Here is a 17,178-nt window from a genome sequence, read left to right as displayed (position 1 = left end):
AGCCAAGCACCGCAGAGTACAAAGACGTATGTGAGGAGCGGAGGCAAGTTTCGATGACAGAATCACCAACTAGATTGACTTATGCAGGAAGTCTAATGAAATATCCTATCTAAAGTAAATCTTTAGGTTTTTGAGGAAGTCCTGACAATAAAAATACATTGTAATGTAAATGCATGGCAATAATAAAATTATATCACTTAAACGATTGGAATAAAATAAAATCATACGGTTGGCAAGCTATCTATGATAAAGATTTAGTAGCCCTAAAATCTCCTTATAATTTACATAGATGCAACTTATGTTGGAACGTGCATTCTGAAACTATGTTACAAAAAATAATAACATTTTATCAAGATATACCATTCTTTTTATACAATACACATGACATTAACTCTAATTATTTACAACCAGAAGGTAATATTTTAGCAATGAAATTTGAAATGCATAATTTAAAACAAATAGAGTGTTATAATATAATGATCATTGTTACTCAAAACATACATTTGTGGTCTAAAGTGCTTGCAAGTGCAATTGATAAAGAACATAAAGCAATATTTTTATTTGTAAAAGCATTGTCAAAATTACAAAACTATAGGTTTTTGTTACTATATTGGCAAAATATTCCCGTGGCTACTTCTATGTTAAGCATTTACGATAATAATGCCATTATGTCTTTTGTTTCAGTAAGGAAACAATTTAGAACACAAGGTTTTGGGAAAACTATTATATTAAAGACAATTAGCTTAGCACACGATATTGGTATAAAAACTATTTATCTATACTCAGCAGATAGAATTAGTCATATATATAAAAAGATTGGCTTTACCTTGATAGACACTTTGTATCTTTATAGAAGCGTAAGCATCTTGTAAAGACTTAGCTTTACCCACAAGATAATTTTAGAGATAATAAAAATACATAATTAACTATCCCAAATGCTAAGCCACCGCTTTCAGCGGTGGAATCATAGTGTTTGACATATACTAAAGATATCCCTAAATGATTTTGCCGCTCAAAGCAGAATCAAGAAGGATAATGTATATGCCAAACTATAATAGTTTAAACCACTGTACATTTGTGGGTTTTATTAAAGGTAAAAGTTCTATATGGGTAGCACAAAATATAGCAAATAAACAGCAAAATTTTGTTGGTCATAAATTTTGGGCAAGAGGATATTTTGTGAGTACCGTAGGAGCGAATGAAGAGGTAGTACGTAAATACGTTCAAAACCAAGAATCTGAGGATAAAAGAGCTGATCAACTTAACCTGTTTTACAGGTCAAAATAAGTAATATTAACCCGCTTTGAGCGGTTCTATAACAAACTCCCACTTCTAGGGAGTAATTGGCTTTATAAGGACCAGTGTTAAGAACAAGCTCTTTTGCCGCCACTTACAGTTCCTAAAAAAATAATGTTTACACTTTTTTATTGTTAGAGCAAAAAATATATTGCAAAATAATTGTAATATGAATAAAATCGAGTAAATCAATACCGACACTGTGATTTCTAGGAACAGATAAAAATGCAATATAATTTATCATTAGAGGATTTAAATTTATGCAAGAAAAAGAAAGGTCAATCAAATCAGTTAACTTTTGCAATAATGTTAGTGTATTTCAAAAAATACATACAATTTCCCTCTAATAAAGCTAACACAGTTTCGATGCAATTATTGTTACAGGTTGCCAAACATTTAGATATTGATCCAACACAAATTATTACATTTGACTGGGATACACGTACTGGAGAAAGGTATCGTCAGGATATCAGACAGTATTTAGGATATCGTGTAGCAAATGCCAAGGATATTACATTAATAATGAATTATCTTGTAGATGACTTGATACCGCGTCATTTCTCAGATTCAGTGCTACTTGAACAAATACGTACATATTTCATCAAAGATAGAATAGAAATTGTTAATACCAAACAATTAGAAAATTACATTTCGTTAGCTAAACAAAAATTTGAACAACAATTTTTTAGAAAAATATTTGATAATTTAAGTCAAGGAAATCTTCTTTTAATAGATCGCATTCTTAGTAAAAATAGTGATGAGGATAATAACATTATAGAATTATCAGAACTTAAAAAAGATATCTCTGGAGCTAAAATTAAGAATATTCAATGTGCCATAAATAAAATCAATTTACTAGGTCAAATCAAATTATCTGACTGCATAATAGAGTCAGTAGACAGAAAATTATTATTAAAATATTATGAACGTGTGATGGTTTTTGCACCTAGCAATATTCTAGATTTTGCCCCGACTATAAAATATGCCACCATGGCAATATTCTGTAGTGTAAGACTGGAGCTATTGTTGGATGCCTTAATAGATACCATGATTAAACTAATTAAAAAGATGCGAGCCGGAGCAGAGAAGCATGTAGACCGTCATATTCTTCAGGAAGTTAAGCGTGTTGACGGAAAGTTTGATATTCTAGAAAAGTTGGCTATACTAAATGCAAAAAATCCTAAAAGCATTATTGAGGACAAAGTTTATCCGGTAGTGCCTCAGGAGAAGCTGGAAGAAGTAATTGAAGATCTACAACATCGTGGTAGTAAGTGGTATCAGGCTCAGGTGCGAGAAAAAATGCATACCACCTATGCTTATGGCAATAGAGGTAGTCTACTTGCGATAATAAGAATATTACAAATTTCTGAAGATCATATTGATTATCAACCTATCTTAAAGGCAATTCGTTTTATCAACCAATACTGGAATGAATCAGATTTAGCTTACTATATTAATATCCCACCAATCAATAGAGCTATCCCACAGAACTGGTATAGCATGATCTTTAAAATAGAAAAAGGTCAATTGCGAATAAATAAATATAATTATGAACTAGCCATATTAGAACAGATTAAAGAACTTCTTGGTTTTAAAGCTATTTGGGTTAATAAAAGTTACCGTTATAGAGATCCGAATAAGGACTTACCGAAGGACTTTATTGAGAAACGAGAATCATATTATGAGTTACTTGGGTTACCGCTAAAATTCGAGGAGTTCGTAGAAAAATTAAAGACTTCACTTACTAACAGCTTAGATGCATTAAATGCAAATATTCCTAATAATCAGTTTGTAAAGATCCAACAAAGTAAAGTTGGTAACAATATAAAGCTTACTCCCTTAGACTCACAGGATGAACCTGATAATATTATTAAGTTACAGCAAGAAATCAATAATAAGTGGTCAAGTATACACTTAATTGATATTTTAAAAGAGTGCGATCTAAGAATCAATTTTACTAAGGAACTTGAAACTGTTGGTAAAAGCAGCAATATCAATAGTTCTGATCTACAAAGAAGACTATTACTATGTATATTTGGCATTGGTAGCAACACCGGATTAAAAAGAATCAGCATTGCTAATGATAATGTTAATTATAGTGATTTACGTTATGTAAAAAAACGCCATATTAATGCTACAAACATTAGAAATGCTATTCGTACAATGGTTAATAACGTTTTAAAAACACGAAATCCTGATGTTTGGGGAGAGGCTACTACAACAGTGACCTGTGACTCAACTCATCTGTTTGCTTGGGATCAAAATCTAATGAGCGAATGGCATTTTCGTTATGGTAAGAAAGGAGTAATGATTTATTGGCATGTTGACAAGAAATCATTATGTATTTACTCGCAGTTAAAGGATTGCACCTCATCAGAGGTAGGTAGCATGATAAAAGGCATTATTGACCATGATACGGACATGGACATGAATCGTGTATTTGTCGATACCCATGGACAAAGTGTAATAGGTTTTGCCGTGAGTTATTTACTAGATTTCTCCTTATGCCCGAGACTAAAGGCAATCAATAAGCAAAAATTGTATTACGTTGATTCTAGAGATAGAAATAAATATAAAAATATTTCAGAGATCCTAAAGGGAAGTATAAATTGGGAGTTATTAGAAGATAATTACGATGAGACTGTCAAACATATGGTTGCCCTAAAACTAGGAATAGTTACACCATCCGTATTAATCAAAAGATTTAGTAATAATAATTACGCTCATCCGGTATATAAGGCACTGGTAGAACTAGGCAAAGCCAATAAAACCATATTTTTGTGTAAATATTTATCCTCGGAAGAATTACGTATTGAAGTTAATGAAGGACTAAATATTGTTGAACGCCTTAATAATGTAATGGATTTTATTTTTTACGGTAAACTAGGTCACATTGCAACGAACAATATTGAAGATCAGGAATTATCGGTATTATGTTTACATCTGTTGCAGGTATGTATGGTTTATATCAATACCTTGATTATTCAACAAATATTATCACAGCCACATTGGCAGAACAGGTTTATGCCTGAAGACTATAGAGCATTAACACCGTTATTCTCAGGTCATATAAATCCTTATGGTCTTTTTCCGTTAGATTTTAATAAACGCTTGTTAATCGGGATAACTATTTAATTGCTTATTATGATATTAGAACGTACGCCAGTTAGAGAAAAAGCTAAATATTTTTGCAAACATCTGAAAAAAGAAAAGCCTGATTATAATTACTTAAGAGAATTATTCAGGCATATAAGAAAAAATCTTGATGTAGAAGTAAAGAGTGGTAAGGAAAGGAAGTTGCCGTATGTGCCTACGGAAGAGGAAATAAATAAATATTACAACACGGTATGGAAATCTAGAAATATGAAGCATATAGTAATGATTAAAACATTGCTTTATACCGGGGTGAGAGTTTCTGAGTTAGTAAATATAAAAATATCTGACATAGATTTAGATAATTGTCAGATAAAAGTTGTGCAAGGTAAGGGAAAGAAGGACAGAATAGTTCCGTTTCCTGATAGTTTTAAGGAAATATTAGCTGTTCATCTAGAAAATATGAAAAGAAATGATTCAAAATATTTATTTGAATCAAGTTTGAAGATGGCATATTCTGATCGAGGCATTAGAAAAATATTAATGAACTATACAAAAGAAGCGGGTATTGAGCATTCAATATCTCCTCATACATTAAGACATTTTCTTTTTACTTGGATGAAGAAAAAAGGCGTAGATGACGCATTAATTCAGCCATATTCAGGACATGAGAGTCGTCAATCATTGGAGATGTATTCAAAATTATCACTCGGAGATTGCCAATCTGAGTATGAAAAAAGGATTAAAGATTTTCCAATTTAATTCTAAGTGGCGGCAAAAGAGCTTGTTCTTAACACTAGTCCATTTACAGCAAGTGCTAAATATACTGCTTTATTTATTACTATGTGATTGTCTCTAGATTTTACATAGATACAGTCCAAGTATAATATTGGATACACCCTATCTAAACAACGATTTTGCCACCTAGTTACTTCTTCTATTACCCCATCTGTTATGGTGGATATCAAGTCACCAGATACATCAGTTTGATATATTTCTTCTAAATGCCCTCGGATCTCGCTGACTGTCATACCGCGACCATAAAGGGATATCACTTTCTCATCAAATCCATTAAATCTCCTCAGCCCTTTTGGTATTAATTGAGGATTATACTCTCCTTCCCGATCTCTTGGTACTTCTACTGTCAGCTTACGACCATCCCCATCAATTACTGTCTTCTCATAGCTACCATTACGACGATTATTATCTACTTTTGCCATCTTGCTATGTTTTGAATATCCTAATTCATGATCCAACTCACTTGCTAATATTTTCTCAACTATTTGCTTCTTTAGCTGTTGAAATAAACCATCTCGACCAAATAACTCCGATGGATCTGCTTTTGATAATAATTCTTCTACTAGCTGATTACTGATGTTTAATGTATCTTTATCTGTATCTAATTTTTTAGCCATAATTCCTCCTTGCTTGCTTAAGTTACTTTTTTTACAGTAATCTCTTACTGCTTTCTTTGCAACTTACACAAACTATAGGACAGACTCGTTATGAATTTTCAAACTAACGTATTTAGCTGGACTGCTTGCCTATGTTTTTAAGCCTAATAAAATTTCTGTAGCTTTTGGAAAATTAAACAATCTCAACCTTCCTCTTACATCAAACTGAGGTTAGTTACTATATATCTTGGATTCTCACCAAGGCTAGTTACTTCTGATTTACCAACTATCTTACGATGACGACTCCAGCTATCAGCTTTATATTTAAATTCACTAAAAAAGCGTTGCTTCTCTTTGCTAATTGTGAAGGCTTCGTTAGATTGTTGCATCAATGGCTCAAGCAGCTTGTTGAGTCTAGTATTTTGGGCTATTCCGACTATATATTTTACATTATTTTCATCACACCAATCCAGCATCTGATGACGACAAAATCCACCATCACCACGAAAAATAATCTCTACTTCAGGCCACGATTGACAAAAACGCTTGACTAATAGAGATAATATTGCCCAGCTATGCTTTGCTTGTTCTAGCTTTGAGCTGCGAAGATTGCTTACTAACAGCTTTTTTCCACAAAAAACATATAAAGGTAGAAAGCAATTATGACGATAATATCCATGATAAAACTTCCCCTCTTGATTGCCATAAATTTCATCATCAGTGGCATCAAAATCAAGTATTAATTGTTTCGGCACGGTTTTATGAGATTCGACAAACTTGTCAATCATCACCTTATGAGCTTTAAGAGCAAATCCACGATCTGCTTTATTTTCTAAACGGCATAAAGTAGAGCTACTAGCCATATCGTCCAGTGTGTCTATACTTGTTTGCAAAGCTGGACATTTTCTTAAATTATCGTGATCATTTAAATCTTCATAACCAAGAGCAATACCATAAATACGCTGTTTGAGCATTGTTAAAATAGTATGAGTAATTTTATCAGAATCTCGCTTATCAGGAAAAATCTTAGCCAGTTCATTAGTTAGACCAAGTCTTTTATCTGCTTCTCTTAGCAATAATACACCTCCATCGCTACTAATATTACCTCCTGTGAAATTTATTTCTATTTGACGATTTTTTACTTTCGATTGGTAAATTAATCCTGTACAATTTGTCATGGCAAAACCCTCTATGTAATCTTCTTTTAACACTGATATTATATAGTATTACAAGGGTTTTGTCTCTATTCTTTCATGCAATATTCAGGCTAAAAAGAGTCGAAATCTAGTAATTTAAATTTTGTTCACAGAGCCTAGGACTCCAATGATAAATTGGTCTAATCTTAATATCGTGTTTACTAAAACATATCGGTAGCATATTTAAAACTAATTGTTGGTTAGTATATCTACTAAAATATTATATGTTAATAATAAAAATATATAGAGGCACAACAAACGCCCTCTAATTAACAAAACCCTTTTTCTCCTGCTTTTTCTATACACTTATCTTTAACTATTTTCCGAAGTCAGGACAACGTTGCTAAGAACGACAATTTAAGATTACTTCATTGTCACTAAAATGCCTCCTCTTAATAACGTTAAACTTCTGAAAGTTTTTTTGCCTCATCAGCCGATATTAAAGCTTCAATAAATTCATCTAACTGCCCGTTTTTTACGACATCTTCTATTTTGTAGAGAGTTAGGTTAATTCTATGATCAGATACTCTACCTTGCGGAAAGTTATAGGTACGAATTCTTTCCGATCTATCACCAGAACCAACTTGACCTTTGCGTACTTCGGCTCTCTCCATATCTTTTTTATATCGTTCTGCTTCATATACCCTAGAACGAAGAATTTTCATAGCCTTAGCTTTATTTTTATGCTGTGATTTTTCATCTTGTAAGGCAACGACAATACCAGTTGGTAAATGGGTAATTCTTACCGCTGATTCTGTGGTATTGACATGTTGTCCACCTGCTCCCGATGCTCGATATGTGTCAATTCGTAAATCTTTGTCATCGATCTTAACGTCTACATCTTCTGCTTCAGGCAAGACAGCAACGGTAGCTGCCGAAGTATGGATCCTACCACTTGACTCAGTTTCAGGAACCCTCTGTACTCGGTGGACGCCTGATTCGAATTTAAGTTTAGAGAATACATCGCGTCCTTGAATTAGGGCTGATGCTTCTTTATATCCGCCAATACCAGTATCTGAGATTGATAATATTTCAAAACGCCAGCTCTTTAATTCGGCGTATCTGTGATACATATTAAATAAAGTTGCTGCAAATAATGCCGCTTCTTCTCCACCGCTACCAGCTCTTACCTCAATAATAGCATTTTTTGTATCAGATTCATCTTTTGGTAACAAAGAAAGTTTTACCGCCCTTTCTAGTTTAGGCATCAGAGCTTCTAAACGATGTATTTCATCATATATCATCGACTGCGTATCATGGTCTAAATTTGGCTCTTGTGCCATTTCTTTGATATCGCGTAACTCGGATGTAGAATTATTATATTCATTAATTGTTTGAACAATTGGCTCTAGCCCAGCATATTCCTTCGATGCTTTGATAAATTCTTCTCCGACTATACCAGTGCTTAATTTTTTTGATATTTCTTCATATTTGTTTAAGATTTTTACTAGATTATCAGAAAAGCTCATAATTTATTCTATGATTTAAGTTTTAAGTTGTGATGAAGATAAGATGCAAATCAGAAATTATATAAGCATCAATGCAGGGCTTTCTATAAATTTTTTGAATGAAGCTAAAAATTTGGCTCCAACAGCACCATCAACAACTCTGTGATCAGAAGAAAGGCTAACATCCATCATAGTAGCAACTTTTATCTGATCATTGTCAACTATTGGACGTTTTGAGCTTGCTCCTATTGCTAGGATACAGCTTTGTGGTGGATTTATTATAGCATTAAAGCTCTTAACACCGTACATACCTAGGTTAGAGACGGAAAACCCGCCCCCTTGAAATTCTTCAGGAGTTAATTTATTATCCCGGGCTTTTTTTATAAGAGTTTGTAATTCGCGGGATAATGTCACCAAATCTTTTTGATCGGCATTTCTGACGATAGGTGTTATAAGACCGTTATCGATTGCTACAGCAACTGATACATCGACGTTGTTATAATATCGAATAGCAGATTCATCCCAACTGGCATTTGCTTCCGGTACAATTTTTAGAGCTTTGGCTACTGCTAAAATAACAAAATCATTGACAGAAATTTTAATATTACTCTCTTCTATCAGCGATTTATTGATATCTTCTCTAATATCAAGCAACTTATCCATATTACATTCTATTGATAGATAGAAATGTGGGATGGTTTGTTTAGATTCAAGCAAACGTTTAGCGATGATTTTACGAATATTGTTATTGGGGACAGCCCTGTACTCCTGGTTATTTCTGTTCACCGCCCTAATCTTACCACTATTTGTTGGTTGCACTAAGTAGGATAATACATCTTTTTTAATTATTCTGCCATGTGGTCCACTACCTTGAATATTTGACAAATCAATATTATCAATAGCTGCTAATCTTCTAGCCAAAGGCGAGGCATATACTCTAGCAGTATCTTTTATTGTTTTATTTTCCGGAGTTAAATTAACTGATTTACTTTCCTCTACAACTATTGCCGGCTTTTCAGATGATTTAGCAGCATTATCAATATTTGATATAAAATTATCCAATAAGCTTATATCTTCACCTTCTTCAAGTAATACAGCAATAAGTGAGTTGACCGCTACATTCTCTGTACCTTGTGGTACAATTATTTTAGCAAGAACCCCTTCATCTACAGATTCCACTTCCATATTAGCTTTATCTGTCTCTATTTCTGCTATAACATCCCCTGGAACAACCTTATCTCCTTCTTTTTTTAGCCATTTGCTAACATTCCCTTCAGTCATAGTTGGGGATAGAGCAGGCATGAGAATCTTAATTGGCATAATATTAGTTCTAATTAGTTCGTTGGTATTTTTATGGTATTAGGACTGACTAACATAATTATCTGTTTGCCCTCCATTTTAGGAGCAGAATCAATCTTAGCCAAACCTTCTAGTTCTAACAATATACGGTCAAATAACTTCATACCAATATCGTTATGGATAATCTCTCTACCTTTGAACCATAAGGAGATTTTTACTTTGTCACCTTCCTTCAAAAAATCTTTGATTTTACGAAGCTTCACATCAAAATCACCCTGACTAATGTTTGGCTTAAACTTCATCTCTTTAAGAACAATAATTCTTTGTTTTTTCCTGGAATCTTGGATACGTTTTTTACTATCATATTTAAACTTACTAAAATTCAATATCTTACAGACAGGAGGCTCAGCATTTGGTGAAATTTCTACTAAATCTAAAGCAGCCTTTTCGGCATACTCCAAAGCTTCCCTAATACTGACGATGCCAAGCATCTCACCATTTTCACCGACTAAACGAACTTGACTAGCCCTAATTTCCCTATTAGCCTTCGGAAAATTACTGCTCTTAACTCCAGAAATAAAACTTCTCCATAATTATTGTTAAAATAAAATTGTATTATCACAGTTTTTTGTCATTCCCACCCACTATTATCATTCCCGCTTCGGTGCGGAATCTCTAGACCCCACACCAAAGCAGGGGTGACACTAAGTCGAGCAGGGGTGACACAAAAATGGATTGCTTCGCTCACATATGTTCGCTCGCAATGACAAACTACAAGCACAACCGTCATTGCGAGAAGGCGTGAGCCGACGAAGCAATCCTTTCTAATTATAGTCAATTGATGGGAAGTTGGTTACGTCGTCACTCGTCGCTCGCCTATTACTTATAGGCGTCGCTCCATCGTTCCTAGCACCAAATTCCCCTGAATTGACTATACCTTTATGGATTGCTTCATCGCCGCTTTGCAGCTCCTCGCAATGAAGGAGTGCTAGTGGACTCGCAATGACATTTAGCTATATTCAAAATACCACTTACGTTAAATAGCGGGTATTCTGATCTTTCACAAGCTTTACTAGATTTTCTAAAGAAATAATTTCTTGTTGATCAGATCCGAGTTGTCTTATAGTCACAGTATTATTTGCTATTTCCTGTTTACCAACAACAGCTATTATAGGCACTTTATCATTAGAAAAACAACGTATTTTATAATTAATCTTTTCAGGCGAAATATCAATATCTGACCTTACCCCTTCACTAACCAATAATTTATGCATCTCAAGTGCATAATCATTTAAATCACTAGTTATAGTAGCAATAGCTACTTGTACAGGAGCTAACCATAGAGGGAATCGTCCGGCATATTCTTCAATTAATATGCCAATGAATCGTTCAAAAGAACCAATCACAGCCCTATGCAACATTACTGGTCTCTTTCTCTCACCGTTTGCTGCAATATAGTGAGCATCAAGACGTTCCGGTAAGACAAAATCAACTTGTAGAGTACCGCATTGCCATTCTCTACCTATTGAATCTTTAAGACAAAAATCTAGTTTTGGCCCATAAAATGCCCCATCACCAGGGTTTAATATGTAAGAATAACCGGCTTCTTTTACGGCATTCTTTAGAGCATTTTCGGCTTTATCCCAAACTTCATCACTGCCAGCCCGCACCTTAGGACGATCTGAAAATTTAATTTTTATATCCGAAAAACCAAAATCTTTATAAATCTCGGTTAAGAGACTACAAAATTTTACTGTCTCGCTGTTAATTTGCTCTTCGGTACAGAAAATATGGGCATCATCTTGCCTAAAAGCCTTTACTCTCATCAAACCATGCAGTGCTCCAGATGCCTCGTTTCTATGACACAAACCAAATTCAGACATACGCAATGGTAAATCTCGATAACTTTTGATACCTTGCTTAAAAATCTGCACATGACATGGACAATTCATTGGTTTCATAGCCAGCGTTTTATCATCAGCAAGATTTAGAGCAAACATATCTTCTCTAAATTTTTCCCAGTGACCAGAAGATTCCCACAAGCTTTTATCAACAAGTACCGGAGTTTTTACCTCAATATACCCCATTTTTCTGATTTTATTTCTGATATATTGTTCGATAATGCGGTATATGCTCCAACCCTTATCATGCCAAAATACCATACCTTGAGCTTCTTCCTGAAAATGGAACAAATCAAGTTCCCGCCCTAATTTTCTATGATCACGTTTCTCTGCTTCTTCAAGCATATACAGATAATTGTCCAACTGCTCTTTTGTTGCCCAAGCTGTACCATAGATTCTTTGTAGCATAGGATTTTTACTATCACCTCGCCAATATGCTCCTGCCACTTTCATTAATTTAAAATGTTTAATGAAGCCAGTTGATGGAGCATGCGGACCACGGCACAGATCAACAAAATTGCCTTGCCGGTATAAGGTAATATCCTCATTTGCCGGAATTCCCGAGATTATCTCAGCTTTATAATGTTCACCAATTGATTTAAAGAATTCTATAGCTTGATCACGATTCCATACTTCTCTAGTGATTTTCTCATTTCTTTTAACAATCTCATGCATTTTTGCTTCTATCTTCAGTAAATCTTCCGATGAAAAAGGTTGCTCCTTAGCAAAATCATAAAAAAAGTCATTTTCAATAGCGGGCCCTATAGTTACCTGGATATTGGGAAATAATTCTTTAACTGCCTCCGCTGTTATATGAGCAGCATCATGACGTATTACCTCTAAGCATTTAGAATCTTTATAGGTTAAAATTCTTAAATTACAATCAAATTCTATCGACCAGCTTAAGTCCTTTAGCTCATTATTTACCTCAATAACCAAAGCATCTTTTGCTAGAGAAGTAGAGATTTGACTAGCTATCTCCAACCCCGTAATATTTTTTGTAAATTGCTTTTGCGTTCCATCTGGAAAAGTAATAGTAATCATTGTATCTTATCTAATTTCAACATCTCCATATTATATTGTTAATAGCTTATATTCAACTTAAATTTTAATATAGCTAATTAGCCATTTGTTTCAACAAAAAGGATGTCACCAATCTTTCCTTAATTGACTATAGCAGGAGCGATGGAACTCATAGGCGTCAGCTTAAGAAAATAAAGTAGAAAAGTCGTCTATTAGCGAGCCACCGTAGGTGGCGTGGCAATCCATTTTTAATCACTTTTCTGGATTGCTTCGTCGACCTAAGGTCTCCTCGCAATCTGATGTATCCCCACGAAATTAAGCACGACAAAGCTCCGTCTTTATAATAACCTCAGTTTGATGTAAGAGGAAGGTTGAGATTGTTTAATTTTCCAAAAGCTACAGAAATTTTATTAGGCTTAAAAACATAGGCAAGCAGTCCAGCTAATACGTTAGTTTGAAAATTCGAGTCAATCATTTAATTTGTGTAAGTTCATTTTTTATTTTCCAATAAATCATATTTAAAATCTCCACAAAGTATTTCAAATTGATTTAAAGCTAAAGACCAATCTTTAATAGGCATGGTCCATTTTTTGGCTGCATTTTGTAGGGATAAAAATATTATTTTTTGAATTGACTTATCATCTGGAAACACCCCCTTATTTTTGATAATTTTTCTAATTTGACGATTTACAGATTCTATAGTGTTAGTAGTATAAATTACCTTTCTGTTCTCTTCAGGAAAGGCAAAAAACGGTATTATCCCAGACCAATTACGTTGCCAAATATCAGAAATTACCGGATATTTTTTATCCCATTTTACACCAAATTGCTGAAGTTTTAAACGTGCCATTTCGTCATTATTAGCTGTATAAATTTGTTTTAGATCTGATGTGACCTCTTTTAAATCTTTATATGACACATACTTTACTGAATTGCGAACCATATGTACAATACATAATTGTACTATAGTACTCGGGAATACACTGCTTATAGCTTCTGGAAAGCCCTTTAAACCATCCACACAAGCAACATAAATTTGTTCAATTCCTCGATTCTTTAACTCAGTAACTACTTACGTCAGTTCGGGATAAGATATAGATGAAATAGTAATAGATAAAAGGATTGTCAAAAAGGAGTGCCTGCAGTATTTATATTTTTAAACAAAAAAACAAACTACAGGCATGAAAAAAGATATCACAGAATTATATAGTTTTATAGATGATTTTTGTAAAATTTATTTGGAGTATGAACAGAGAAAGTTATTACCATCAAATAAGCAAAGAAATCGCTGTTGTAGCATGAGTCTAAGTGAAATGTTAACAATAATAATTATGTTTCATACATCCTATGCTAAGAATTTTAAATTTTTCTATAAAAGTTATATAGAGTGCATGCATAAGGATGATTTTCCCAAAGCCTTGAGTTATAATAGATTTGTTGAATTAATGGCACGATTATTCATACCGCTAAATATGTTGATTCATTTGTTGTTTGGTGAGGAAACAGGTATTTATTTTATTGACTCTACAACGATTAAAGCTTGTCACAATAAAAGGCGTTATAGCAATAAAGTTTTTAAAGGATTAGCCAAACATAGTAAATCCTCTATGGGGTATTTTTATGGTTTTAAATTACATGTAATAATCAATAATAAAGGGGAGTTTATGGCATTAAAAGTGACCAAAGGCAATGTAGATGATAGGGTTCCAGTACCGGAGTTAACAAAAAGATTAACTGGAATTATAGCAGCTGATAAAGGTTATATTAAGCAAAATTTGTTCTTAAATTTATATGAAAGAGGCTTAAAAATGATTCATGGAATTAAGAAGAATATGGAAAATAAATTAATGGATTTGAAAGAAAAAATCTTACTTCGAAAGCGTAACTTAATTGAAACAGTTTTTGATTATCTAAAAAATAAAATGAACCTTGAACATACTAGACATAGATCACCAATAAATGCCTTTGTCCATATATTATCTACTCTTGTTGCTTACTCATTAAAGAAAAATAAACCTTCAACAAAATTTGATTTTAATCTACATGTTCACAATATCCTTATCCCGAATTGACGTACCTTCATTTTTGCCTATCCAAATGCCAAGTAACTCCTTTTTCCCTTCTATATTTACAGCAAGTGCTAAATATACTGCTTTATTTATTACTATGTGATTGTCTCTAGATTTTACATAGATACAGTCCAAGTATAATATTGGATACACCCTATCTAAACAACGATTTTGCCACCTAGTTACTTCTTCTATTACCCCATCTGTTATGGTGGATATCAAGTCACCAGATACATCAGTTTGATATATTTCTTCTAAATGCCCTCGGATCTCGCTGACTGTCATACCGCGACCATAAAGGGATATCACTTTCTCATCAAATCCATTAAATCTCCTCAGCCCTTTTGGTATTAATTGAGGATTATACTCTCCTTCCCGATCTCTTGGTACTTCTACTGTCAGCTTACGACCATCCCCATCAATTACTGTCTTCTCATAGCTACCATTACGACGATTATTATCTACTTTTGCCATCTTGCTATGTTTTGAATATCCTAATTCATGATCCAACTCACTTGCTAATATTTTCTCAACTATTTGCTTCTTTAGCTGTTGAAATAAACCATCTCGACCAAATAACTCCGATGGATCTGCTTTTGATAATAATTCTTCTACTAGCTGATTACTGATGTTTAATGTATCTTTATCTGTATCTAATTTTTTAGCCATAATTCCTCCTTGCTTGCTTAAGTTACTTTTTTTACAGTAATCTCTTACTGCTTTCTTTGCAACTTACACAAACTATAGGACAGACTCAAATATTCATAACAGATCTGTGCCTTGTATGGTCTATATGACAAAGGTTTTTTAGTTGATCGTTAATGGTTTCAATAATATACCTTTTATTTAAAAACCGCTTTTTAATAGGATCTATTATTCTTTCTTTCATATTACTTTTAATTTTTGTTATTAGTTCTAAACCTTGATTAGCAAGGGATTGAGTGAGTTTTTTACTGATATACCCACGATCACCAAAAAGCCAGCCTTGTAATTTATCTACTAAATTTTCTACCACTGCTCTATCATCAACATTTCCTGGAGTTAAAGAAAAACTCATAATCTCTCCGCAACTGTTAATGACAATATGTAGCTTACAACCAAAGAACCACCCAGTGGAAGTCTTACCTCTTTTTGCTATGTCTTTGAATACTTTATGTCTATTAATTCTTAAATTATGGCAAGCAGGAAGTTTAGTAGAGTCGATATAATATTGACCAGTTTGTTTTCCTGATAGGCTTTTTAGCAGTAATACCATGGGCATGAAGCTCATTGGCATTAACTGAACAAAACGACTATAGCTCACAAGTTTTGGAAATTCCTTTCTATAACTTTGACATAGGCAGCATAAATAAAAATCTTTAAAGGTACGGTAGTGACTCAAGTGAAACATTACTATAATAGTAATAATCTCTGAGAGTCCTATACTGCAAACTACTTTACGCTTACGGTTAGGATTTGGTAATATATATTTATTTTGCTCCGTATCAAAATGCTTGCAAAAATCATCAATTAAGCAGAAAATCTCCGTAAGAGGGATCATAATATATTCTCCAATTTTGTTGTTATTATTCGAGAACTTTATAATCCCTCCCTTCTTACTTTTCAAATATTCTTTCTCCTAACACACTAGTTTGAAAGAAGGTTTTATTTTTACCATAGCTCACCACCAACAGTTTGTTTATGTTATTACATAATGCTTAGCATTTTGTTTGGTGCTTACGTCAAACTCAGGTTATTATTAATTATTAAATATTTTTTATAACCACTAGCAGAAATTAACGACTTAACTCCTTTACTTTTGTTCATTTTTTTCATTAATTTCTTCAATGCTTGCTCTCTATCTTGAGCATCTTTATAAGCCCTTTTGCTACTATAGCTCATAATCAGTTTGCGACCCTTTTCAGCTAGTTCAATTATTTTTCCCTTATATTCTTCTGCATCAACGGTTAATGGCTGATAATCATCATTATTTAAGATTTTAGCTGTAATATCCTTAGTCATATTCTTAATTTTAGCACCTACTATATATTGATAGCCAGCCTGTTCTAATAGAGCTAAATTTTCATTATTCAACATACCGCTGTCTGCTACAAACACTACTTTATCAATAGCAAACCTGCCTTTCAAGCTATCTAAAGCTTTCAATAAAGTATGACCTTCATAGGTCGCCCCAGGAAATATCTCATAACCGATTGGAATACCATTATTAGTAACAAAAATGCTCAGCATTACCTGTACTTCATTGAATTTATGATCTTTACTAAACCCCTTACTCTTCAACTCATCTTCAGTAAATGATTCAAAATAAAGAGTTGTTGCATCATAAAATAGTACATCGATTTTTTCTTTAAACAACTTTTGAGTGCTAAGTAAAGCACACTGCTCGATTTTCTCAACCACCTTATCATCTATTTTATCCATAGTTTTGTATACCGAATCAAGCTTTAAATCTACTCCAT

At 33.4% G+C, this 17,178-nt stretch carries 12 protein-coding genes and 3 pseudogenes; 6 read left to right on the top strand and 9 right to left on the bottom strand.

Features of this window, described 5'->3' with window-relative positions; translation table 11 throughout:
* Window positions 1-173 precede the first annotated feature (173 nt).
* The 4 genes from NBW66_RS01495 (at window position 174) to NBW66_RS01480 (ending at window position 5,151) form a co-directional block, all read left to right on the top strand.
* Window positions 174-872 (top strand): GNAT family N-acetyltransferase, encoded by a 699-nt coding sequence (locus tag NBW66_RS01495; protein ID WP_250311535.1) that lies wholly within the window; start codon window positions 174-176, stop codon window positions 870-872.
* Window positions 873-999: 127 nt separating this feature from the next.
* Window positions 1,000-1,287 carry a transposase gene (locus NBW66_RS01490; protein ID WP_250311534.1) on the top strand — a complete coding sequence of 96 codons (288 nt, stop codon included), beginning with the start codon at window positions 1,000-1,002 and terminating at the stop codon, window positions 1,285-1,287.
* Window positions 1,288-1,521: 234 nt separating this feature from the next.
* Entirely contained in the window at window positions 1,522-4,431 is a 2,910-nt protein-coding gene (locus NBW66_RS01485; protein WP_250311455.1) for a Tn3 family transposase, read from the top strand.
* Window positions 4,432-4,440: 9 nt separating this feature from the next.
* On the top strand, window positions 4,441-5,151 hold the full coding sequence (locus NBW66_RS01480) for a tyrosine-type recombinase/integrase (RefSeq protein WP_250310731.1): 711 nt from the start codon (window positions 4,441-4,443) through the stop codon (window positions 5,149-5,151).
* A 2-nt stretch (window positions 5,152-5,153) separates the two neighbouring features.
* On the opposite strand, the gene NBW66_RS01475 is transcribed toward NBW66_RS01480, so the two are convergent.
* A complete protein-coding gene (locus NBW66_RS01475) occupies window positions 5,154-5,804 on the bottom strand; it encodes a transposase (RefSeq protein WP_250311533.1) in 651 nt (216 codons plus the stop codon).
* 81 nt (window positions 5,805-5,885) lie between these two features.
* Here NBW66_RS01475 and NBW66_RS15180 point away from each other — a divergent pair.
* Window positions 5,886-6,012: pseudogene (locus NBW66_RS15180) on the top strand (IS982 family transposase); the annotation flags it as partial.
* Here NBW66_RS15180 and NBW66_RS01470 read toward each other — a convergent pair.
* The 7 genes and pseudogenes from NBW66_RS01470 to NBW66_RS01440 all read right to left on the bottom strand — a co-directional run.
* Window positions 5,999-6,994 (bottom strand): IS1380 family transposase, encoded by a 996-nt coding sequence (locus tag NBW66_RS01470; protein ID WP_250311532.1) that lies wholly within the window; start codon window positions 6,992-6,994, stop codon window positions 5,999-6,001. The pseudogene NBW66_RS15180 and the gene NBW66_RS01470 sit on opposite strands and share 14 nt — an antisense overlap.
* Window positions 6,995-7,380: 386 nt before the next feature.
* Window positions 7,381-8,448 (bottom strand): peptide chain release factor 1, encoded by a 1,068-nt coding sequence (gene prfA, locus NBW66_RS01465; RefSeq protein WP_250311531.1) that lies wholly within the window; start codon window positions 8,446-8,448, stop codon window positions 7,381-7,383.
* A gap of 57 nt (window positions 8,449-8,505) precedes the next feature.
* The gene (locus NBW66_RS01460) at window positions 8,506-9,747 is read right to left on the bottom strand and encodes a pyruvate dehydrogenase complex dihydrolipoamide acetyltransferase (RefSeq protein ID WP_250311530.1); all 1,242 of its coding nucleotides are present in this window, start codon (window positions 9,745-9,747) and stop codon (window positions 8,506-8,508) included.
* Between the two features lie 14 nt (window positions 9,748-9,761).
* On the bottom strand, window positions 9,762-10,304 hold the full coding sequence (gene infC, locus NBW66_RS01455; protein ID WP_284346790.1) for a translation initiation factor IF-3: 543 nt from the start codon (window positions 10,302-10,304) through the stop codon (window positions 9,762-9,764).
* Between the two features lie 453 nt (window positions 10,305-10,757).
* Window positions 10,758-12,671 (bottom strand): threonine--tRNA ligase, encoded by a 1,914-nt coding sequence (gene thrS / locus NBW66_RS01445; protein WP_250311528.1) that lies wholly within the window; start codon window positions 12,669-12,671, stop codon window positions 10,758-10,760.
* A 328-nt stretch (window positions 12,672-12,999) separates the two neighbouring features.
* Window positions 13,000-13,113, bottom strand: a pseudogene (locus NBW66_RS14370) (IS982 family transposase); the annotation flags it as partial.
* Window positions 13,114-13,140: 27 nt separating this feature from the next.
* Window positions 13,141-13,722, bottom strand: a pseudogene (locus NBW66_RS01440) (IS256 family transposase); the annotation flags it as partial.
* Window positions 13,723-13,831: 109 nt separating this feature from the next.
* On the opposite strand from NBW66_RS01440, the gene NBW66_RS01435 reads away from it, so the two are divergent.
* A complete protein-coding gene (locus NBW66_RS01435; RefSeq protein WP_250310582.1) occupies window positions 13,832-14,722 on the top strand; it encodes an IS982 family transposase in 891 nt (296 codons plus the stop codon).
* Here the strand turns inward: NBW66_RS01435 and NBW66_RS01430 are convergent.
* A complete protein-coding gene (locus NBW66_RS01430; RefSeq protein ID WP_250311527.1) occupies window positions 14,690-15,388 on the bottom strand; it encodes an IS256 family transposase in 699 nt (232 codons plus the stop codon). The two genes, NBW66_RS01435 and NBW66_RS01430, sit on opposite strands and share 33 nt — an antisense overlap.
* Window positions 15,389-17,178 lie beyond the last annotated feature (1,790 nt).

Origin of the sequence: Rickettsia endosymbiont of Oedothorax gibbosus (genome assembly GCF_936269705.1) — a bacterium.
Classification (GTDB): Bacteria; Pseudomonadota; Alphaproteobacteria; order Rickettsiales; family Rickettsiaceae; genus Tisiphia.
This window is presented reverse-complemented; position numbering and strand designations above follow the sequence as displayed.